The organism is Enterococcus aquimarinus (genome assembly GCF_001885765.1).
Classification (GTDB): domain Bacteria; phylum Bacillota; class Bacilli; order Lactobacillales; family Enterococcaceae; genus Enterococcus_I; species Enterococcus_I aquimarinus.
The window spans coordinates 57,653-79,966 of sequence record NZ_JXKD01000011.1 but is presented as its reverse complement, the minus strand read 5'-3'; the positions used below and the strand labels follow the sequence as shown (position 1 = coordinate 79,966).

The following is a 22,314-nucleotide window of genomic DNA, read 5'->3' as shown; positions in this document are numbered from 1 at the left end:
ATTAAATCGTGTCTCCGTTAAAGATGGAGTTTTTCACAATCACATAGTCCACTTTGCGGATTGATTCTAAATCTTTCCCACCTGCATATGAAATGGATGATTGTAAATCTTGTTGCATTTCAACTAACGTATCTGCTAAAGAGCCTTTGTGTTTAACCCAAATTTTCTTTCCTTCAACGTTTTTCTTTTCGCCTTTTTGAAACTCAGAAGCAGAACCGAAGTACTCTTTTAAGACTACGCCATCTTCTACTTTTGTTTCACCTGGTGATTCATCATGACCGGCAAATAATGAACCAATCATCACCATTGACGCTCCAAAACGAACAGATTTGGCAATATCGCCATGTGTGCGGATTCCACCGTCTGCAATAATCGGTTTACGCGCCGCTTTGGCACACCAACGAAGGGCAGCTAATTGCCATCCTCCTGTACCAAAACCAGTTTTGATTTTTGTGATGCAGACTTTACCAGGACCAATTCCAACTTTTGTCGCATCTGCCCCCGCATTTTCTAATTCACGGACTGCTTCAGGTGTTCCAACATTACCTGCAATAACAAACGTTTCAGGCATCACTTTTTTAATATGTTGAATCATATTAATGACAGCAGCGGAATGACCGTGCGCAATATCAATAGTAATATAATCAGGAACGACATTTTCTGATGCTAAGCGCTCAACAAAGGCATACTCATACTCTTTTACCCCAACACTAATGGAAGCAATTAATCCTTTTTCACGCATTTTTTTGATAAAAGGAATTCGACCTTCCTCATCAAAACGGTGCATAATATAGAAATAGCCTTTTTCTGCTAAAAATTCAGCAATCGTCTCATCTACAATGGTTTGCATGTTCGCCGGAACAACAGGCATTTTAAACGTGTGTTTCCCCAATGTCACTGTAGTATCACACTCTGAACGACTATTCACAATACACTTATTCGGAATTAATTGAATATCCTCATAATCAAAGACTTGCATATCAAACATCGAAAACATCCTCTCAAAATTTCTTCATTTAAAAATTTATTGGGCTTTTACTAACGCCCTAGCTACTTTAGCCGATTTAGTAAGAAAATGCAACTAAGATTACTCTTTCTTTTGAAATCTATCGGATGAATGTTCGTGTTTAAGGTAAAATGTTTCCTGCAGCTAAATAAATGGCATACCAATCTTTGCGTGATAAAACAATCGTTGATGCTTGTGAGATCTCACGAATTCGTTTTAAATTCATCGTGCCGGCAATGACTTGCATATTGGCTGGATGACGTAAAATCCATGCGGAAGCAATTCCCGTAGGCGTAGTATCATATTTAAGTGCCATTTCGTGTAATGTTTTATTTAGCTCTGGAAATTTAACATGACCGATGAAGACACCTTCAAAAAAGCCATATTGATAAGGTGACCATGCTTGAATCGTCATGTCATTTAACCGTGAATACTCTAAAATTTCACCATCACGATCCACAGCTGGCGCATCACTCATATTGACATGAAACCCTTGATCAATCATTTCGGTATGCTTAATCCCAAATTGCAATTGATTGGCCACGAGTGGTTGACGAACTGTTTTTTTCAGCAATTCGATTTGTCCTGGCTTTTGATTACTTACACCAAAATATTTTACTTTCCCTTGCGTTTCTAATTGATCAAAGGCAGCTGCTACTTCTTCTGGTTCAAATAATGTATCTGGACGGTGTAATAATAGCGCATCTAATTGTTCAATTTGTAGACGCTTTAAACTTCCCTCTACTGAGGAGATAATATGTTCTTTCGAAAAATCAAACATGACACCCGGTACAATACCACATTTTGATTGGATGAATAAGTCCTCACGCTTCAGCGAACTTTCTTTTAAAGCTTGTCCAAACAAACTTTCACATTCGCCATTCCCATAAATATCCGCATGATCAAAAAAAAGTGATTCCTTCTTCGACGGCTGTTTCTAATACGTCCACCGGATTATCTGCTGCTAATAAACGCATGCAGCCTAAGATGACTGCAGGAACTTTTAAATCTGTTTGTCCAAATGTTAGTTGTTTCATTCTTTTCATCTCCATCCATTTTTTTGGTTCATCGTTCTCTTATTTCCTTCAAAGGATTGTTTTTTTGAACCACAAAAAAAATCCTCTACTTCGTATTTTACCATAGGAAGTTAAAAACGCTACCATTCAATTGACGCTCTCTTCATGTTAAAAAAGTAATGTTCAATATCGTGGCGATTCTGCGCATAAAAAAGAGGAAGTTCCTTTTTATCAGGCTTCCTCTTATATCTGTTTATTTTAGTGCTTTATAGCCGATATCACTTCGATAAAATAACTGATCGGTATCAAGAGTCGCAAGCGTTTGATATACTTTTTCTTGCGCTTGCGCAATCGTCGGTGCATTCGCTTCAACAAGCAACACTCGCCCCCCTTGGGAAACAAGCGTTTGATTTTCTTCAACAACACCTGCATAAAAGACCGACGTCTCTTCATTCGAAAAGTCAGGTAGAACTGCTCCTTTGACATAATCCCCTGGATACCCTTGAGCTGCGACAACGACACCAACTGATGCTTGTTCATTCCATTTAATTTCCGGTGTTTCATGAACTAACAACGCTGTAATAATATCGACTAAGCTACTTTCTAAGCGCGCTAACACAACTTGTGTTTCTGGATCGCCAAAACGAGCGTTAAATTCGATAACCTTAGGACCCTCAACCGTTGCAATTAAGCCGGCATATAGAATGCCTCGGTAAGGTGTTCCTCGTTGAATCATTCCTTGTACTGTCGGATGAAGGACTTCCTCAACTGCTTGGACCACCATCGAATCAGGAATTTGTGGGACTGGTGAATAAGCGCCCATCCCACCAGTATTTGGTCCAGCATCGCAATCGTACGCACGTTTATGATCTTGCGCAATCACCATTGGATAGACATTTTCTCCGTCAACAAAGGCCAACAACGAAAACTCTTCTCCTACTAAAAACTCTTCAATCACAACTCGGGCACTGCTCGCACCAAATTTTTGTTCTTCAAGCATTTCGTATAAAGCCTCAATTGCTTCTTCTTCGGTTTGTGCAACTACGACACCTTTACCAGCTGCTAACCCATCTGCTTTAATGACAATCGGCGCTCCTTGTTCAATGCAATAAGCTTTGGCCGCTTCAAAGTCAGAAAAAGTAGCATAATTCGCTGTCGGAATCTTCATTGTCGTCATCAGTTCCTTGGCGAATTCTTTTGAACCTTCAATTAAAGCGGCTGCTTTGTTCGGCCCAAAAATAGCTAATCCGGCTGCTTCAAAATCATCTACGATTCCATTTAACAATGGGATTTCCGGACCAACAAATGTCCAAGCGATGGCTTGGTCTTTGGCAAATTGAATTAAGGACTCATGATCATCTTCTGCAATATCGACGATTTCAATCCCATCTTGTTTCATCCCTGGATTGCCTTTCGCACAAAATACGGTCGTCACTTTATCATCTGCTAACATTTTTTTTGCCAACGCGTGCTCCCGACCGCCGCTACCAATTACTAAAAGTTTCATTTCAATCTCCTTCACTAAAAAAAATCGTTTAATGTTTAAAGTGACGAAGATCCGTAAAGATCATTGTCACGCCATATTCATCTGCCATATCGATTGACTCTTGGTCTTTGATACTGCCACCTGGTTGAATAATTGCTTGAATGCCATTTTTTGCGGCATATTCCACACTATCACTCATTGGGAAAAAGGCATCGCTTGCGAGTGCTGCTCCCGCAAGTTTTCCATTCTCTTTTGCTTGTTCGATCGCGATCTTAACAGACCCGACACGATTCATTTGTCCGGCACCAATCCCAACCGTTCCCGCTTCGTTTGCGAGCAATATCGCATTGGATTTCACATGTTTGACTGCTTTCCAAGCAAAAGCTAACGTTGCAAGTTCTGTCGCAGTCGGTTGTCGTTTCGTCACGACTTTCCAATCTGTTGGCATTTCGACTTGATGGTCGGGACTTTGCACAAGTAAGCCACCTAAAACGGAAACGACTTCTGATTTGAACTTTGCATTAACTGCAAAGTCTAACGTCATTAAACGTAAGTTTTTCTTTTTCGCCAGTTCAGCAAAAGCCGCTTCTTCAAAGGCTGGCGCAATAATAATTTCTAAGAATAGTTTCTTCATTTCATTCGCAGTTGCTAGATCGATTGGTCGGTTGACGACGACAATCCCTCCAAAAATCGAGACTGGATCCGCTTCAAAAGCATTCATATATGCTTCATAGACATCCGCACCCGTTCCAATCCCACATGGATTCATGTGTTTGACGGCGACTGCTACTGGCTGATCATATTCTTTGGCAATTCGAATCGCAGCGTCAGCATCACGAATATTATTGTAAGAAAGCTCTTTTCCGTGCAATTGTTTCGCTTGCGCAATCGAAAATGCGATCGGTAAGGCATCTTGATAAAAAGCGGCTGCTTGATGACCGTTTTCGCCATAACGTAACGATTGCTTTAAATCATAAGTCAACGTTAATTTCTCCGGCTCTGCTTCACCGACTACTTCTGTTAGGTAGGATGCAATAAGGGCATCATAGGCTGCTGTATGACGGAAGACTTTTGCTGCAAATCGTTGGCGTGTCGCAAAAGTCGTTTCGCCGCTTTCTTTTAATTCCTCTAAAACAACTTGATAATCACTTGGATCAACAACGACCGTTACAAATTGATGATTTTTAGCGGCCGAACGTAACATACTTGGACCACCAATATCGATATTTTCAATGGCTTCTGCTTCGGTCACGTCTTCGCGGGAAATGGTTTCCTTAAATGGATATAAATTCACCACGACTAAATCAATCGGATAAATCTGATGTTCTTTCATCGCTTCAGTGTGACTGACCAGGTCGCGTCGACCGAGTAACCCACCATGAATTTTAGGATGCAACGTTTTGACACGTCCGTCCATCATTTCAGGAAAATCCGTTACCTCTTCAATTCCAATCGTTGGAATTCCTGCTGCTTCTAGCGCAGCTTTCGTTCCACCGGTTGAAATAATTTCAAAACCCAATTTGACTAATTCGGCACTAAAATCAACAATGCCTGCTTTATCTGAAACACTAATTAATGCTCTTTTTAACATGTAATTGAAGCTCCTTTTTGCATAATTTCTGCTAGCACTTTCGGGTACCAGTAATGTTCAAGACGATGGATTTTTTCTTCCAACGCTTCTAACGTGTCCGTTGGCAACACTTCCGTTGTCGCTTGCGCAATAATAGGTCCGGTATCGACTCCCGCATCGATGTAATGAATTGTAATACCCGTAACTTTTACCCCATACTCGAATGCCTCTTGAATCCCATGTAGTCCAGGAAAACTTGGCAATAACGAAGGATGAAGATTAATGATTTTATTCGGATAGGCTTTCAGTAACGTCTCTCCGACAATCCGCATATAACCAGCTAATACAACCAAATCAATGGCATATTCGGCGAGTCGTTCCTTTATCGCTTCTTCGTATGCGTTTTTTGACTGAAATTCTTTGGGTGAAAACGTGATGAAAGGAATTCCATGTTTTTTTGCCCGTTCAAGGACAAAAGCGTCTTTTTTATCACAAAAAAGGACGGCAACTCCCCCCGGAATCTTTCCGTTTTTCACTGCTTGGACAATGGCTTCAAAATTACTCCCATTTCCAGAAGCAAAAATGGCTATTTTCATGCGTGTGCCTCAGTCCATTCAATTTCGGCCGTTTCTTTCTGTTTTACCGAGCCGATGGTATAAGATTTTTCGCCAATACTCGCTAATTCTTCTTTGACAGCTTCCACTTTATCTGGTGAAATAGCTAGCACCATCCCGATTCCCATATTGAAGATTTCATACATTTCCATCGCAGGAATTTCTCCCTCCGTTTGCAAATCCTCAAAAATCGGTAAGATCGGCCATGAACCTAGTTCAATCACAGCGGCAAGGTCTTTTGAGAGCATTCGCGGCACATTTTCAACAAAGCCTCCACCCGTAATATGAGCCATTCCGTTCACTAAACCAGCTTTTACGAGTGGCATAACCGCTTTGACATAAATTTTAGTTGGCGTTAATAACGCTTCACTCAATGCCTGTTGGCTCTTCGTTAAAACCGTGTCGCCTGTCATTCCCTTTTGTTCAAAGAAGACTTTTCGAACTAACGAGTAACCGTTAGAATGAATACCAGATGAAGGCAGACCTACGAGAATATCACCTGCTACAATTTTTTCTCCAGTGATCAATTGGCTTTTTTCTGCAACCCCAACTGCAAAACCAGCGAGATCGTAGTCATTTTCACCATACATCCCCGGCATTTCAGCCGTTTCGCCTCCAATTAAGGCTGCTTGCGCTTCTAGACATCCTTGAGCCACACCTGCCACAACGGCTTCAAGACGGGCAGGGATATTTTTCCCAGTCGCAATATAATCTAAAAAGTAAAGTGGTTGAGCACCTTGTGCGACGATATCATTAACACACATTGCGACACAGTCGATTCCAATTGTATCATGTTTGTCTTCTTGGATGGCCACCATTAATTTGGTTCCGACACCATCTGTCCCAGAAACTAAAACAGGTTCTTTAATATTTAATACGCTAAGATCGAAACAACCACCAAAACCACCTAACGCTCCCATAACACCTAGTCGTTCGGTCTTTTTAACGTGTTTTTTAATCCGTTCAACCACTTCATAGCCGGCCTCTACGTCGACACCCGCGCGTGCATATGCATTTGGCACTTGTCATTCCTCCAATTAAAAGTTTGATTTTCGATCTTTTAAAGATGCTTGATATTCGTCTTCATAATCATATAAAGGCGTTGGATAATCCCCATTGAAATACGACATACACAATCCTGTGTATGGCGCATCAAATGTTAACCCAATAGCGCGAATTAAACCATCTTCACTTAAAAAGGCTAATGAATCAGAACCAAAGCGTGCGTTCATCTCATCAATACTTAAATCAGCGGCAATTAATTCTTTACGGGTCTTAATGTCAATTCCATAAAAACATGGGAATTTTAACGGTGGCGAAGCAATTCGCAAATGAACTTCTTTCGCTCCTGCTTCTTTTAATAATTGAACAATACGGCGGCTAGTTGTGCCGCGAACGATTGAATCATCAACAAGAATCACTCGTTTGCCTTCAACGACACCACGAACAGCTGACAATTTCATTCGAACGCCTTGTTCACGTAATTCTTGCGTTGGTTGGATAAATGTCCGACCGACATATTGATTTTTGACTAAGCCAAGCTCATAGGGAATACCCGAATATTCCGCATAACCACTTGCGGCCGACAGCGAAGAATTCGGCACCCCAATGACCATATCTGCTTCAATTGGGGCTTCTTTTGCTAAATTCCGGCCCATATTTTTACGAGCGGTATGAACATTCACACCCGCGATATTGGAATCTGGGCGAGCAAAATAAATGTACTCCATTGAACAAATTGCTGGTTGCGTTTGCGTCGTAAAAACATCAATTGTTAACCCTTTATCATTAATAATGACTACTTCACCAGGTTGAACGTCTCTAACAAAGGTTGCTCCGATTGCTTCTAGGGCACATGTTTCTGAGGCAACGACATAAGCCTTGTTTTTCATTTGGCCAATCGAAAGCGGGCGAAACCCATTGGGATCAAGTGCCGCGTAAATCGCATCTTCCGTCATTAAAATATAAGCAAATCCGCCTTTGACTAGATTCAGGCTTTCTTTAAGCCGATCCAAAAACGTCTCTTTCGTACTTTTACGAATTAAGTGCATCAAAATTTCGGTGTCGGAACTCGAATGGAAAATGGCTCCTTCTTCCTCTAATTCTCTTCGCAACGTTTTCGCATTCGTTAAATTCCCGTTATGAGCCAGACTAACTTGACTATCATAAAAGCGAAATAAGAAAGGTTGAATATTATCGACGTGTCCATTACCAGAAGTGGCGTAACGCACGTGACCAATCGCCCCGTCACCGCGTAGCTTATCTAATCGTTTTTCATTTGAAAATACTTCTGATAATAGCCCAAGACCACGATAACCATGCAAGTATCCTTCTTCATTCGAAACAATCCCAGCACCTTCTTGCCCACGATGTTGTAAATTGTGTAAGCCAAAGTACGTGACGCGAGCAGCAGATTCATGCCCCCAAACGCCAAAAATTCCGCATTCTTCATTCAAACTTTTTATTTCATCAGACATGTCAATGCGTCCTCCCATAGTTGTTTCGCTTCTCTTGTTGCGACATCAATTTGATCGTTTTCAGCCTTAATCACTAAACGACCTGTATCTGTTATCGTTCCAACCTTCACCGCACGCGTTCCAGCTAGCGCTTCAAATGCTGCTTGATTTTCTGGTGTCACACTTAAAATAAAGCGCGACTGCGTTTCAGAAAATAGCGCTTCTTTCGAAAGTGGCATCTCGATTGAAACACCCAATTCATTTTTAAAAGTTGACTCTGCAATTGCGACTGCAAGTCCTCCTTCTGCACAATCATGCGCACTTGCAACGAATCCTGCTTTAATCGCTGCTAATACGAGTTCTTGATTGGCTTTTTCCGCCACCAAATCAAAGTTCATCAATTTCCCTTCAATCCGTCCGAGTTGCATTTTTTGAATTTCACTACCATTAAAGTCTTTTCCTGTTTGACCAACAACATAAATGCCATCTCCGACAGTTGTGAAGTGTTGGGTCGTCACATGCGCTAAATCTTCAATTAACCCCACCATCCCAATCACGGGTGTTGGATAAATCGCTTGTCCATCGGTTTCATTGTATAACGAAACATTCCCTGAAATGACAGGCGTTTCTAATACGCGACACGCTTCAGAAATCCCATCTGCCGACGTCCATAATTCCCAGAATCCTTCTGGTTTGTCAGGAGAGCCAAAGTTTAAACAATCGGTAATCGCTAAGGGTTTACCACCTGATGCGACAATATTACGCGCAGCTTCTGCGACTGCAATCTGCCCACCCACTTCTGGATTTAAATATAAATAACGGCTATTACAATCCATCGTCATTGCTAATGCTTTGTTCGTGCCACGGACTCGAAGGACAGCCGCATCACTGCCTGGTCCAACCACTGTATTGGTCCGAACTTGCGAATCAAAGGTTTGATAGACTAATTTTTTTGACGCAATCGTTGCTTGTTGTAATAACGCCAACAACGTTTCCGTTGCATTTTCAACTTCTGGTACAAAATCAGCCAATGCGGCAAATTCTTCGATGCGTGCCGGTTGGGTGTATTCTTTGTAATAAGTCGGTGCATCTTCTGCTAAAGCATCGACGGGTAAATTCGCGACTTCTTGATCTTGATGGAATAAACGGTAGAGCCCGTCATCCGTTACTTCACCGATCGTCACCGCGTCTAATTCATATTTATGGAAAAGATCAATCACTTGTTGTTCTTCGCCTTTTTTAATACAAAGTAACATGCGCTCTTGCGATTCAGATAACATCATTTCATAAGGCGTCATATTCGTTTCACGTTGAGGAACTTCATCTAGATACAGTTTTAAACCAGAACCGGCTTTTGACGCCATTTCTGAACTAGAAGAAACAAGTCCAGCCGCCCCCATATCTTGAATGCCGACTAAAATGTCATGATGCTCTAAAATCAATTCTAAACAAGCTTCCATTAATAATTTTTCTAAGAAAGGATCGCCCACTTGAACAGCCGAACGTTGTTGTTCGCCGTCTTCAGTGAACTCTTCAGAAGAGAAGGTCGCCCCGTGGATCCCGTCACGCCCTGTTTTCGCACCGACATACATAATGGAGTTTCCAATCCCTTTGGCTTGTCCTTTTTGAATATCTTTATGATCGATTAGGCCTACGCACATCGCGTTTACAAGAGGATTTTTTTCGTAGCAAGCATCAAATTGGATTTCGCCACCAATAGTCGGAATACCGATACAGTTTCCATATCCACCAATCCCTGCGACGATTTCTTCAAAAAGATATTTCGTACGATCGTTATCCAGCTCACCAAACCGCAATGAATTTAACATCGCAATCGGGCGTGCACCCATACTGAAAATATCACGAATAATCCCACCCACTCCTGTTGCGGCACCTTCATAAGGCTCTACTGCAGATGGATGATTATGACTTTCCGCCTTAAAAACAACTGCTTGGTTATCGCCAATATCAATAATTCCAGCACCTTCACCTGGTCCTTGTAACACGTGTGGCGCTTCAGTCGGGAATTTTCTTAAGACTGGCTTCGAATTTTTATAAGAACAATGTTCACTCCACATCACGGAAAATAATCCTGTCTCCGTATAGTTAGGCAATCGTTTAAGAATGTCTTGTGAAATCATACGGTATTCTTCGTCTGTTAAACCCCACTGTGCATAAATTTTTTGTTCTTTAATTTCTTGAGGGGTTGGTTCCATCATTTTTGTCATTTAAACTGTCACCTTTCCAAAGTTCTTTAAAATTGAAGCGAAGAATTTTTTGCCGTCTTCTGAACCAAGTAAGGCTTCCATCGCTCTTTCAGGATGGGGCATCATCCCTAAAACATTTCCTGCCTTATTCGTAATTCCCGCAATATTTTCTAAACTACCATTCACATTTTCAACGTATTTAAACACAATTTGATTGTTTTCTTCGAGTTCTTTAAGGGTTGTTTCATCACAATAATAATTACCTTCACCATGCGCAATCGGCAATTGTAATACTTGCTGATCCTCGTATTCTGAAGTGAATTTCGTCTGATTATTTACAACAGTAATGGGCGTCGTTTTACAAACAAAATGGAGCGATTCATTACGTTTTAACACACCAGGGAGAAGGCCAGCTTCTGTCAACACTTGGAAGCCATTACACGTGCCAAATACTGGTTTTCCTTCATTTGCAAAACGGACAACTTCCTTCATGATATTCGAAAAACGCGCAATCGCCCCGCATCTTAAATAATCCCCGTACGAAAATCCACCAGGCAATAACACACCATCGAAACCGGCTAAACTTGTTGCGTCGTGACGCACATACTCAGCTTCTGCTCCCGAGATATCCTTTATCGCCCATAGTAAATCAAGGTCACAGTTCGAACCTGGAAACACAACGACCGCAAATTTCATGTTAAACTTCCTCCGTTGTTAAAATTTCATAGCGATACGTTTCCATATTGACATTTGCCAATAATTTATCGCAGACTTCTTCGATCATTTCTTCGACTGGACGATCTGATTTTTCGACTTTTATTTCAAAATATTTTCCAATTCGAATTTCTTCAATTTCAGTAAATCCTAAACGATGAACGGCTCCTTTAACAGCCTCTCCTTGAGGGTCTAAAACAGATTCTTTGTAAGTAACATAAACTTTAACGAAATACATAGCATTATTCTCCTTTGATGATATTATTATTTTGTTTTTTACACTAAAAATTTTCTCAACGAGGGAACCCATGAACAGAGTGCTCGCTGACAATTTTTATCCTAATGTTCGTGTTTTTCTCGTGTGATGTTTTCTGTAGAGAATGATCGCAAACTCCTTTTTCCACTCTTTTATTTGTTTTACAATAAAAAAAGAGGCGAATAGACGGTTAAACCAGACTTTCCAGTGTTTATAATCAAAAATCGTATTGAAATACCTCTCATTCACGTGTTCATTGTAGCAAGCATCACCTTCTCTCGTCAACGAATTATTTACATTAATGACGATTAAGCTTTTAATCGTTCGTGTTTAATCAAGAGAAAAAATCCTCCACTAAAGAAATTCTCTAGTGAAGGATTTTATTCTTCAAACATTGGATAAGAAGGTTAGCGCAACCAAATGTTTGTTTGATTAATTTGTTCTTTTGTTGCTTCTACGTCATTTGTAACGATTGTAATATGACCCATTTTTCGGCCTTTTTTACTTTCTTTTTTACCATAGTAATGGAATTGCCAATCAGGTTGTCGTTGAATTTGTTGATAGGTTTTTTCTAAGTCTTCACCTAAAATATTGACCATTACGGCTGGCGACAATAACGTGACTTCACCTAAAGGCCATCCACATATCCCTCGAATATGAGCATCAAATTGACTCGTATTACACGCTTCAATTGAATAGTGCCCTGAATTATGCGGACGCGGCGCAAGCTCATTTACGTAAATACTACCCGATGATGTCAAAAAGATTTCGATTGCTAATACGCCATGCAGGTCGACTGCTTTGGCAATAACTTTAGCGATACGTGTTACTTCACTCGCAACATCAGGCGAAATATTAGCAGGTGCAATGGTTTGGTGAAGAATATTATTGCGATGGATATTCTCCACAATGGGGAACGTCATATATTCTCGACCATTGCCGGCAACCATAATCGATAGTTCTTTTTCAAATGGAATCCAAGCTTCTAATTCACAGGTACCTTCTCTTAGTAAATTCATTGCCGGAGCTAGATCTGACCTGTCTTTTAAGACGTACTGACCTTTACCATCGTAGCCTCCACGGGTCGTTTTTAGCACACAGGGATAGCCAATACTTTCAATTGCATCTTGAATATCCGTTGGGCTAATAATCGTCGCGTACGGCGCAATGACAATATTATTTGCTTCTAAAAATGATTTTTCCATTAACCGATCTTGAGTAATCGCTAATAAATCCGTCCCTTGTGGAACAGGGACTAAGCCCGTAATGGTACTAAGAGCATCGACGTTAACATTTTCAAACTCATAAGTCACAACGTCACTGCGTCTCGCCATTTCCTCTAGCGCAAGGACATCATCATAATCGGCAATAATATGCCAATCCGCAATTTGAGCTGTCGGACAGTTCTCTCCAGGATCCAAAACGCCAACTTGAAAACCCATTTTTTTGGCACTCATTGTTAACATTTTTCCTAATTGACCACCACCGATAATCCCAATGGTTGCTCCTGGTCTTAGTTCTTTAACCAAGTTGATCACTACTTTCTATCACAATTTCTTTCATTTGCTCTCTTTTTTTTGCAATTTTTTTAGCAATATCTAAATCATACATCGAAAGCATCTGGGCTGCAAGGATTCCCGCATTACTTGCCCCAGCTTTTCCAATGGCTGTTGTCGCGACCGGAATTCCAGCTGGCATTTGAACAATTGAAAGTAACGAATCCCAACCACTTAACGCTCGAGACTGAACAGGAACGCCAATCACCGGTAACGTTGTTTTAGCGGCTACCATTCCTGGTAAATGAGCCGCACCGCCTGCACCCGCAATGATTACTTTAATCCCTCGATCGAGCGCCTCTTCAGCAAAGGCAAACATTAAATCAGGCGTTCGATGTGCCGAGACGACTTTTTTTTCGTAAGCAATTCCAAAATGTTCTAATTGAATACATGCTTCTTGCATTGTTTCCCAATCTGAGATACTTCCCATAATCACAGCTACTTGTGGTTTCATGTCATTTTCCCCTTTTGCACTTAACTTTACTTTTATTTTACCAACCCTATCCTTTAAAGTCAAAATAATATCGAATATTTAAACATACATCAATTAACATTGTTCGTTTTTAACTAGAATCATATCCCGTATCCCGTGTATTTCTCTTTTTATATTTGAAAAAAAAGAACTAGAAGGAATGACCTTTCTAGTTCTTTTTCTTATGCATCTGCTTCGATAAACGTTACTTCCCCATTTTCTAACGAAGAAATACGCGCAAGTGAAACCACATCAATTCCCATATCTTCGAGTAGTTGACGACCATCTTGGAATGATTTTTCAATTAAAATGCCAATTCCTTCAACAGAGGCGCCGGCTTGTTGACAGAGTTCAATTAACCCTTTCGCTGCTTGACCATTCGCTAAAAAATCATCAATAATTAAGACGTTATCGGATTCCGTTAAAAATTTACGTGAAATCGAAATGGTACTTGTGACTTGCTTTGTAAAAGAATAGACGGAAGAAGTTAATAACTCTTCGTTCATTGTTAGACTTTTTGATTTGCGGGCAAAAATCATCGGTACACCTAGTTCTAATGCGCAAAAAATAGCGGGTGCAATACCAGAAGATTCAATCGTGACTACTTTTGTGATATTCCGTTTAGCAAACACCTTGGCAAAAAGTTCACCCATTTGTTTCATTAAAAGAGGATCGACTTGATGGTTAATAATACTATCAACTTTCAAAACGCCATCGCCTAGGACATTTCCATCTTGTTGAATTCGTTTCACTAATTCTTGCATGATAATTAACTCCTTTTATAGTCAAAATAAAAGACACCTTATTTGCATCCAGAGCAAAAAAGGTGTCACGAAACACTTTTTTTACTTATAGTCCAGTATTTGCGGTACTGGGTAGAAACTGTCGACCAATTACGACGATATATAAGTAATTTCTAATTATGAAAAACACAAAGATTATTATCTCCTGAATCGACGAAAAAAACAAGCTTTAACCACAGAGTCTCATTGGTTTCTCCTCTTTTTTCATTACTTTTTAATCTTCATATTCTAATCGCTCTTTTTCGCGATAAATTTCCATTTTTTTACTAAATAACTTGCCATTTGAAGGAGGAGTATAGGTTATTGCGTTAGCACCTGCTTCAATGACGGCGCGGATACTCTCATCTGTTGGTCCACCTGTCGCAATAATTGGTAATTCTGGATAAAGATCACGAAAATGGCGAACAACTTCAGGTGTTTTTTTACCTGCACTAATATTTATTATTTTTATACCTGCTTGAATTTTTTCATCAATCGGTGTGTACTGGCTCGTCACCGTACTAACGACGGGAATATCAACAACTTTACAAACGGCTCGAATCGTCTCAATCGGAGTCGGACCATTTAATACAACGCCAATTGATCCTTGTGCTTCTGCAAAAAGGCTCATATAATTCGCCCGTGTCCCATGCGTTAATCCACCACCAACTCCAGAAAAAACAGGAATATCTGCGGCTTCAATAATGCTCTTTGTAATGGCGGGATGCGGAGTAAAAGGATAGACTGCAATCACTGCATTGGCATTCGTATTGCGAATAATCGCAATATCTGTTGTAAAAATAATCGAGCGGATTTTCTTACCAAAAATAATAATTCCGCTTGCTTCATTAATCACTTCGGGAACTCGAACAATATCTTTGCGTAACTCGGTTGTAATGTTCGGTATAAATTTCTCTCCCATTCCTTCTCCTCCAATCTAATCAAATTGATCCAACTCATATGTTTCAATCACTTGAATCACTTTATTTGCGTAATCAGGATCGGTTGCATAACCGGCTTCTTGTAGCGCCAATGCTGCCTCCCGATAATTCGTCGCGGATAGCACTTTTTCATACTTTGTCGGGCTCCAATCTACTCCGTTCACAAACAACATCGTGTGAGCAGTCATCGATTCTTCCCAACTTTGATACACGCGAAAATCACCTTGAATCACAATCCATTGACCATTGACATATTCTTGCGTATCTAACGTCACAGAATCAGAATGGCCAAATGATTTGATCCCGAAAAGATTATTATACTGACTCGATAGTTGACTAGCACCCCAATTGGATTCTAAAATTGCCTGTCCGATGATAATGCTCGGTAAGACCCCATAACCTTCTTGCAACGTTTTAGCATGTGGCAAGAGTTGCTGGATAAAATCTTCTTTTGATAATTCGACTTCGACTTGCGCACTTTCATCGCCCATCACGTTAGGCATTTCAAAAAGACTTTTAAGTGAAAAAATAAAGGCAATGAAAATCAATAATATACCGGCTAAAATTGCTGGGAAGCGTAACGTATTCTTTTTTTTATTTCTCTTTTTTTTCATTCCATCACTACTTTGCATTTAATAAATCTAAGTATTCTTCTAACGTTAACTCATGCGCTTCAATGTATTTCGCGTGTTCGACTCCAACATAACGAAAATGCCAAGGTTCAAAATTAATACTCGTGAGGGCTTCTTTCCCATTAGGGTAGCGTAAAATAAACCCATATTCGCATGCATGTTCAGCTAACCATTTGCCACCAGCCGTTTCTGCAAAACCTGCTTCTAATATTTCTTGCGGGTAATTATTGGACCAATCTTCATCAACGAGATCAATTGCTAAACCCGTATGATGTTCACTAAATCCTGGTTCTGTTGATGTTTCTTTCACTTTTTCTAACGCTTCTTCATCCGTGTATCCTTGGGCAGCCCAATTATTCAAATAATCCTGAAAAATTTGTTCCTGATACGAAATCGAACGATATGCCGAAACGATTACTAACGGATAGCCAGCATCTGCAGCTGCTGTTTGAAGTTGCTCTAAAGAGGATACGATGCGTTTATCAACTTGCATCCCATTAGCTAACGTCGAAAAATTTTCTTCAGAAAAATCAACTTCCAAAGGATGCGTTGGACTAACTAGCAGAAGATTCCAATCCGTCGCTTCACCTGTTGGCAATTTCACGTCCTTTTGTTTCTCTTGTTGTTCTTTTGTAGAACTTTCCTGCGTTTTATTTTTCTCAATAGTCGCTTTTATTTGTGACTCAGCAATTTCTTCCGCTGCATTTGACGTATATGGTCTCGTCACAAAACGGTTCAAGCCATAAATGACGACGACACCCACAACGAAAAGAAAGCTCATACTAAGTATTTTTTTAATTTTCACTCTTTAACCCTCTAACCTTACGATCATACATATGCACTTTCTAATTCCTGGTTGACCCAATCTAACAAGGCCACTTTTTGACTCACAACTTGATGTTGAATCGCCGCAGGTAAACGGAAATTCAACACATCGTCAAAACCCCACTCGCCGTATTGCAAACTCACACGCAAGTCAATTAAGTGCTCTTTTTTATCTTCTTCTTTAATTTGTTGGAACTCAACGATTCCACAATTAGAATTCAACCATTTTTGTGCAATCTTAATCTTTAATTTTTTATATTCTTCCACTGCAACTTGGCGTTTTTCGGGATAAATAATCGTTTGTCTTAAGATTTTTTGCAATAACATCCATTCGTAATCACTAAAGATATTTTTGATTTTTTGACTTTCTTCAGGATTCAAACTTATTTTCCCTTGTTTCCATTGCTCCCAATGTTCTTGGGATAACCCTAGATGATGTTTATAAAATGCCACTTCAGAGTCATATTTTTCAAAAATTCCGCTTAACACTAATTCTATATATATTTCATGCATTTTCTTTGGCCTCCTAATGATTATTCTACTTTTATTACTGAAGAAATGAAATACGAGAACGTATTAATTGAACAAAATTTAACAAAGGTTCTCCTTTAAACATTATACCCTAGCAAGTTGCGTTATGGCAAAATATCATGATTCAAAATCATTGAAAAATGATTTTTCCTTAAAAGAGATTGGCATCAATATAACTAGGATTATTTTCAAGGCTTCAACCAACGAACAGCATCAATAAATCCTTTCAACTGACTTACTCGATTCATCCTTTTGCTCGCTATAAAAAACAGCTTTTAATTCAATAAAGTTCTTAAATGTTTGTAGATATTGAAACAAGCGAGCTCGATTTTCAAATTCTTGTCGATCACGGGGTAAGGGTTTTAAGCGGTAACTTTCACTGACCAAGTCAATTTGCTTAAGGATGCTTTGCCCATCATTTTCCTCTGACAACGTCATTCCTGTATTGGTTAGTAAAATTCGCAAATCTTCCACCAATACTTCTTCAACTTGAATTTGTCCAATTAAAAAGATCATTTCTTTGATCAATTTAACTTGTGAGCGACGCATCGCAAAATACTCTTCGTAATACCAATTATTCGAAAGCAACTGATTCTCATCGTAATGTTGAGCATGTTTACGGCCTTGGTTAATTCTTTCTAACAAGTTATCACAAAAGCTAAGGAGACCGCTCGCCTCTTTCTGATTCAAAGAAGCTGCCATTGATAAAAAGATTTCACGAAAACCTTCTTCAATTTTTTCTTGCTCCTCATTAATTTTCGACTCTAAATTTGGCATATACAAATTTAGCATAAGAGCAAAGCCAACTCCTAATCCCATTAATAAAAATTCATTTAAAATCAATGATAGGGCAAAACTTTGTTCCAACATATAGTGCGTCACAAGAACAGACGTCACGACGATCCCATCTGTTAAATCATATTTGACCGTAATTGGAATAAAAAAAATGAGATATAGCGAAAAACCTAAAGCACCATAACCTAATAACTGAAAAGCAAAGAATGCCAAGACCGTCGCAATTCCTAGCGAAACTAAGCGCGCAATCCCTGTATCCAATGATTTCTTTTTGGTATTTCCGACACTTAAGATCGCGATAATCCCAGCCGCCGGTGCATAAAGCAGTCCCACTTGCTGGGCAATCACCATCGACAAAAAGCAGGCTAGCACGGTTTTCATTGTACGCATTCCAAATTTCATTTGTTCGCCTCCTTCTCTTTCATTTTAAGCTAGTTTTTAGAAAATTTCACTAGCCTTTCTGATATATTTTCGTTAGAATAAAAAAAAGGAAGTGAATAAGATGAATTTCGGTCGTTTTCGAATCGGTATGCGAACCATAAAGTCTTCTTTGGCCGTTATGCTGTGTATTTTATTGTTTCACTTTTTCAATCGTGGGGAAGCAATGATTGCGGCTTTGGCTGCTGTCTTTTCCTTAAGACAAGATTTACCAACTACTTTAAGTTTTGGTAAATCACGTATTATGGGGAATATTATTGGTGGTAGTACCGCCATCGCTTATTTCGTCATCCAAGATCAGCTCAATCATTCCTTTATCGCTGAATTGTTGCTAGTTCCTCTTGCTGTTGCTTTTGTTATCGTATTATCCGATGGCATTAATAATCACGCTGGCATTATTTCTGGCGTGGCAACGTTATTACTTATCGCTTTAAGTACTTCTTCAGGTGATCAACCCCTTTCGTTTGCTCTACAGCGCGTTTTAGATACCTTTATTGGAACGTTAATCGCTGTTGGCTTGAATTATTTACCCACGCCTAAAAAAGATGAAAATAGTCAGAACCTCCTATAATTTTTAGGAAGTCTGACCATTTTTTTAATCATTCGATTTTAACGCCTCAATCATGTCGACATGTTTAAGTTTTTGATACATCACAAACCCAACAATAATCGTAAAGAAAAGCGTAATCAGGCTTGAATAAAGGTAACTAAGAAGATGGATTTCTGGTGAGAACATCAACATATCCAGTTCTACGGTCGCTAAGACATATCCGTGTAAAATCTGCCCTAGGAATAACCCAGCGATAATACCAAAAAGTGTCAGAAAAATATTTTCACGGTAAATATACATCGTGACTTCTTTATTATAAAATCCTAAAACTTTAATCGTCGATAACTCACGAATACGTTCAGAAATATTAATATTGTTTAGATTATACAACACAATAAAGGCTAATAATCCCGCCGAAATAATCAATAACCACACGACAATGTTTAGAATTTCAGTTGTATCATCCAAGGCCGTCGACGAATCAGATAAGAACGTCACGTTTAGCACACGGTCTTGCTTCATTAAATCATTCGCGATCTGATTTTCTTGCTCTTTTGTTAATGCCTCACTAAATAAGAGGAGCTCACTGTTATACGTCGGGATTTCCCCGAAAATTTCTTCATAATAAGTTGGAGAAAAATAAGCAAAATGGCCCACATAATTTTCTGTAATGCCTGAAATGTTCACTTCAAAAATCTCATTATCACCATTTTTCAGCTCAATTGTATCGCCGATTGCCAATTGAAAGAGCTTTGCTAATTTCTCATTAATAATCACGCCATTATCTCCTAGCGCATACACTTCTCCCGTTTTACGATCCGTAAATGAGACAAAATCAGATAATTCAGCTGGGTTTTCTGGCACATAAACGGTTACTTCTTGACTCGCCTTACCTGTTTGAGCGACCGTCAAGTTCTCAGAAGTCATTCCAAGTGTGGCACTTAATAAATCAAGTTGTGAAACAGCCGATTGATACTCTTCTATGGCTTGAGTGGATGCCTCTTCGTCAAACGTGACAATTCCTTGATAACGCCAAACCTCATTAAACTGAATAGGTACGATATCACTGATGGAATTTTTGAGTCCAAAACCGGTTAAGATCATCGCCGTACATCCCGCAATCCCAAAGACGGTCATAAACATCCGTGATTTGTAACGAAATAGATTACGCATTGTTACTTTTTGATTGAAATTCAATCGTCGCCAAAGTGGTTGAATTCGTTCAAGTAGAATGGTTTTCCCAGCTTTAGGTGCTTTTGGTCGTAATAAAGTTGCAGGAGAACTCATTAAATCAACTCGAAGCACAATCATCGAAATTCCCACGGTACAAAATAATCCGACAGCGAATCCAATTAAGGAATACGAAAGGTACCATGGTGTTGGAAACTCTGTCATATTATACAGTTGTCCATAGGCATTGATAATAATGGTTGGAAATAGGTAAAATCCGACAAGTAGCCCTAACAGCGTTCCGGTCAAACCGGCTGTTAACGAATAGATGATAAATTTAAGTGATACTTCGCTATTTTTGTAGCCAAGTGCTTTATATGTTCCAATTTCTGTTCGTTTTTCTTCAATCATTCGTCCCATCGTAGTCAAACTAACGAGTGCGGCAATTAAAAAGAAAATCGTCGGGAATACTGTCGCAATCGATGAAATCCGATTCGCATTTTCTTCATATTCTAAATAACCTGGATTGTCATCGCGTAACACATAGGTGAAAGTCGCGGGTTCTAATTCATCCAGCTTCTCTCTTTCTTGATCGATTGTTCGTTGTGCAGCTTTTAAATCAGGTAGTGTCTCATCTTGGAGTTTTTGAAATGCTTGTGCTTCTTTTTCATACGCTTCTTGACCAGTTTCGAACTCTTGCCGTGCAGCATCTAATTCACTTTGACCTTGTTGACGCTGCTCTGCCAATGTCTGTTCGCCTTGATTCAATTGCTCAAAACCGCGATCGATTTCGGCTTGCCCTTGCGCTAACGCATCGCGACCAGCGTCAATTTGAGCTTGTCCAGCCACTAATGCTTGGCGAGCAGCTGCTAATTCTTGCTGCTGTGTGGCTAAAGTCGTTAAGCTTTGTTGAACTTCTAATCGTTGTTGTTCGATCAAATCCCCCGCTGAACGAATTACAGTCTGCGTTTCCGCTATATTCTCGACGGTTACTTCAGCGGCAAATGTCGCAAACGTACCCGATAGCTCCGGAGAAGCGGATAACTGGGCGCTTAATGCTGACGCCGTGCTCTTGATGGCTTCGATTGCGCTGGGTTGCGCCTCTTTGGGTACCTCGGCGAAGCCATCGAGTAAAACGACAAGCTCCCCATATTGTTGTTGAACGCCTTCCAATTGGGCTAAGCTGGCTTCAAGTGTTGCTTTTTGGGCTAAAAGAGGTTCTAATTGCTCCTCAGCGGCCGTTAGTTCCTTGCTCTGTTGATTAAGTGCTTGTTGCTGTGACTCCAACGTTGTTCGTTGCTGATCTAACTCAGCTTGTGCACTCACTAATTGATCACGTTGATAACGAATTTGTGCTTCGGCATTAGCCATCTCAGAGTCGAACGTTTGTTGTCCGGCTTCAAGCTCTTTTTTCCCTGCTTCTAACGTTTTCAGTGCGTCGTTTAATTGTTTCGCACCTTTTTCAATTTGCGCATTGGCTTCATCGATTTCGCGTTGATTGTCATTCAATTCTTTTAACGCTTTTTCCCGAATTTCATCGAGTCTCCCTTGTTTACGGGGCGCTAATAAGGACGTAACTTGCGCTTTATTTTTGTTCATTAAATCAACGTAATTTTGTGAATACGCTACTTCTGTACGTAGATCATCAAATGAGATCAACATACGACTGTAGGCATCCATTTGAAAAGCTTCCGGCAGCAAATAAGCAAAAGCCGTAATCGAGCCATTTCCAACATTGGTATTCCCTCGTTTAGAATTATCAATAAATTCAGGACTCTGAGCAAAACCAACAATCTTAAACTCGTGCTCTTTTAACTGATTTTCCGGATCATCTTTTGCTAAGATTTCAAACGTGTCTCCAATTTGATAATCTTTTGCATCAGATAAATTGCTATCCAACAATATTTCATTCTTGGCTTTAGGAAGCTGACCCTCCACTACATGTAATTGATTCAATTCGTCTTTGCCGGTCAGACTTAGAAAGCGAAAAACCGTATTTTTTTGGCTTAACGGTAAATCAAGTAAATATTGTAAATTGACGGTTTGAATGTTTTCTTCTTCGAGCAACACCGCTTTATCTTCTGCCGAAAACCCTAATGAAGAATAAATACTCATATCCGCCAGTTTCGTTTTTCCATAATAATGATCGGCTGATTTAATCATATCTGGTCCGGTCGCACCAATTCCCACAAAAAATGCCACGCCTAAAAAAATGATCCCTAAAATGGACAAGAAACGGGCTGGTGACTGTTTAATTTCTCGAATGCTTGTTTTAAGTAGTGCTGTTTTTTGCATCA

The 22,314-nt window shown here is 39.8% G+C and carries 18 protein-coding genes, 2 pseudogenes and 1 riboswitch; of the genes and pseudogenes, 1 reads left to right on the top strand and 19 read right to left on the bottom strand.

Annotated elements, in window-relative coordinates:
• Window position 1: 1 nt before the first annotated feature.
• The 18 genes and pseudogenes from guaC to RU93_RS08345 form a co-directional block, all read right to left on the bottom strand.
• Window positions 2-979 (bottom strand): GMP reductase, encoded by a 978-nt coding sequence (gene guaC, locus RU93_RS08430; RefSeq protein ID WP_084131327.1) that lies wholly within the window; start codon window positions 977-979, stop codon window positions 2-4.
• A gap of 148 nt (window positions 980-1,127) precedes the next feature.
• A pseudogene (locus RU93_RS08425) lies at window positions 1,128-2,043 on the bottom strand (aldo/keto reductase).
• Window positions 2,044-2,275: 232 nt separating this feature from the next.
• The gene (gene purD / locus RU93_RS08420; protein ID WP_071875172.1) at window positions 2,276-3,529 is read right to left on the bottom strand and encodes a phosphoribosylamine--glycine ligase; all 1,254 of its coding nucleotides are present in this window, start codon (window positions 3,527-3,529) and stop codon (window positions 2,276-2,278) included.
• Window positions 3,530-3,557: 28 nt separating this feature from the next.
• Window positions 3,558-5,099 (bottom strand): bifunctional phosphoribosylaminoimidazolecarboxamide formyltransferase/IMP cyclohydrolase, encoded by a 1,542-nt coding sequence (gene purH / locus RU93_RS08415; RefSeq protein WP_071875171.1) that lies wholly within the window; start codon window positions 5,097-5,099, stop codon window positions 3,558-3,560.
• On the bottom strand, window positions 5,093-5,674 hold the full coding sequence (gene purN, locus RU93_RS08410) for a phosphoribosylglycinamide formyltransferase (RefSeq protein WP_071875170.1): 582 nt from the start codon (window positions 5,672-5,674) through the stop codon (window positions 5,093-5,095). Before purN ends, purH begins: the two co-directional genes overlap by 7 nt.
• Window positions 5,671-6,714: a phosphoribosylformylglycinamidine cyclo-ligase gene (gene purM / locus RU93_RS08405; protein WP_071875169.1), complete on the bottom strand. Its 1,044-nt coding sequence runs from the start codon at window positions 6,712-6,714 to the stop codon at window positions 5,671-5,673. Before purM ends, purN begins: the two co-directional genes overlap by 4 nt.
• A 15-nt stretch (window positions 6,715-6,729) precedes the next feature.
• A complete protein-coding gene (gene purF / locus RU93_RS08400; RefSeq protein WP_071875168.1) occupies window positions 6,730-8,169 on the bottom strand; it encodes an amidophosphoribosyltransferase in 1,440 nt (479 codons plus the stop codon).
• The gene (gene purL, locus RU93_RS08395; RefSeq protein WP_071875167.1) at window positions 8,154-10,376 is read right to left on the bottom strand and encodes a phosphoribosylformylglycinamidine synthase subunit PurL; all 2,223 of its coding nucleotides are present in this window, start codon (window positions 10,374-10,376) and stop codon (window positions 8,154-8,156) included. Before purL ends, purF begins: the two co-directional genes overlap by 16 nt.
• Window positions 10,377-11,051 (bottom strand): phosphoribosylformylglycinamidine synthase subunit PurQ, encoded by a 675-nt coding sequence (purQ, locus tag RU93_RS08390; protein ID WP_071875166.1) that lies wholly within the window; start codon window positions 11,049-11,051, stop codon window positions 10,377-10,379.
• Window position 11,052: 1 nt separating this feature from the next.
• Window positions 11,053-11,307, bottom strand: a complete 255-nt coding sequence (purS, locus tag RU93_RS08385; RefSeq protein WP_071875165.1) for a phosphoribosylformylglycinamidine synthase subunit PurS — start codon at window positions 11,305-11,307, stop codon at window positions 11,053-11,055.
• 425 nt (window positions 11,308-11,732) lie between these two features.
• Window positions 11,733-12,854, bottom strand: coding sequence for a 5-(carboxyamino)imidazole ribonucleotide synthase (purK, locus tag RU93_RS08380; protein ID WP_211272576.1), 1,122 nt, complete (start codon window positions 12,852-12,854; stop codon window positions 11,733-11,735).
• On the bottom strand, window positions 12,847-13,335 hold the full coding sequence (gene purE / locus RU93_RS08375; protein ID WP_071875163.1) for a 5-(carboxyamino)imidazole ribonucleotide mutase: 489 nt from the start codon (window positions 13,333-13,335) through the stop codon (window positions 12,847-12,849). The genes purK and purE overlap by 8 nt, the downstream gene beginning before the upstream one ends.
• Before the next feature lie 200 nt (window positions 13,336-13,535).
• Window positions 13,536-14,117, bottom strand: coding sequence for a xanthine phosphoribosyltransferase (locus tag RU93_RS08370; RefSeq protein WP_071875162.1), 582 nt, complete (start codon window positions 14,115-14,117; stop codon window positions 13,536-13,538).
• Window positions 14,118-14,185: 68 nt separating this feature from the next.
• Window positions 14,186-14,282, bottom strand: a riboswitch (purine riboswitch).
• A gap of 88 nt (window positions 14,283-14,370) precedes the next feature.
• Window positions 14,371-15,057, bottom strand: a complete 687-nt coding sequence (locus RU93_RS08365; protein ID WP_071875161.1) for a beta/alpha barrel domain-containing protein — start codon at window positions 15,055-15,057, stop codon at window positions 14,371-14,373.
• A 15-nt stretch (window positions 15,058-15,072) separates the two neighbouring features.
• Window positions 15,073-15,690 (bottom strand): glycoside hydrolase family 73 protein, encoded by a 618-nt coding sequence (locus RU93_RS08360; protein ID WP_071875185.1) that lies wholly within the window; start codon window positions 15,688-15,690, stop codon window positions 15,073-15,075.
• 7 nt (window positions 15,691-15,697) lie between these two features.
• Window positions 15,698-16,513 carry a M15 family metallopeptidase gene (locus tag RU93_RS08355; protein ID WP_245785393.1) on the bottom strand — a complete coding sequence of 272 codons (816 nt, stop codon included), beginning with the start codon at window positions 16,511-16,513 and terminating at the stop codon, window positions 15,698-15,700.
• Between the two features lie 23 nt (window positions 16,514-16,536).
• A complete protein-coding gene (locus tag RU93_RS08350; protein WP_071875160.1) occupies window positions 16,537-17,046 on the bottom strand; it encodes a hypothetical protein in 510 nt (169 codons plus the stop codon).
• 231 nt (window positions 17,047-17,277) lie between these two features.
• Entirely contained in the window at window positions 17,278-18,261 is a 984-nt protein-coding gene (locus tag RU93_RS08345) for an aromatic acid exporter family protein (RefSeq protein ID WP_071875159.1), read from the bottom strand.
• Between the two features lie 100 nt (window positions 18,262-18,361).
• On the opposite strand from RU93_RS08345, the pseudogene RU93_RS08340 reads away from it, so the two are divergent.
• Window positions 18,362-18,865, top strand: a pseudogene (locus tag RU93_RS08340) (FUSC family protein); the annotation flags it as partial.
• Between the two features lie 27 nt (window positions 18,866-18,892).
• Here the strand turns inward: RU93_RS08340 and RU93_RS08335 are convergent.
• Complete coding sequence (locus RU93_RS08335; RefSeq protein ID WP_071875157.1) at window positions 18,893-22,312, bottom strand: FtsX-like permease family protein; 3,420 nt, start codon at window positions 22,310-22,312, stop codon at window positions 18,893-18,895.
• Between the last annotated feature and the right edge of the window lie 2 nt (window positions 22,313-22,314).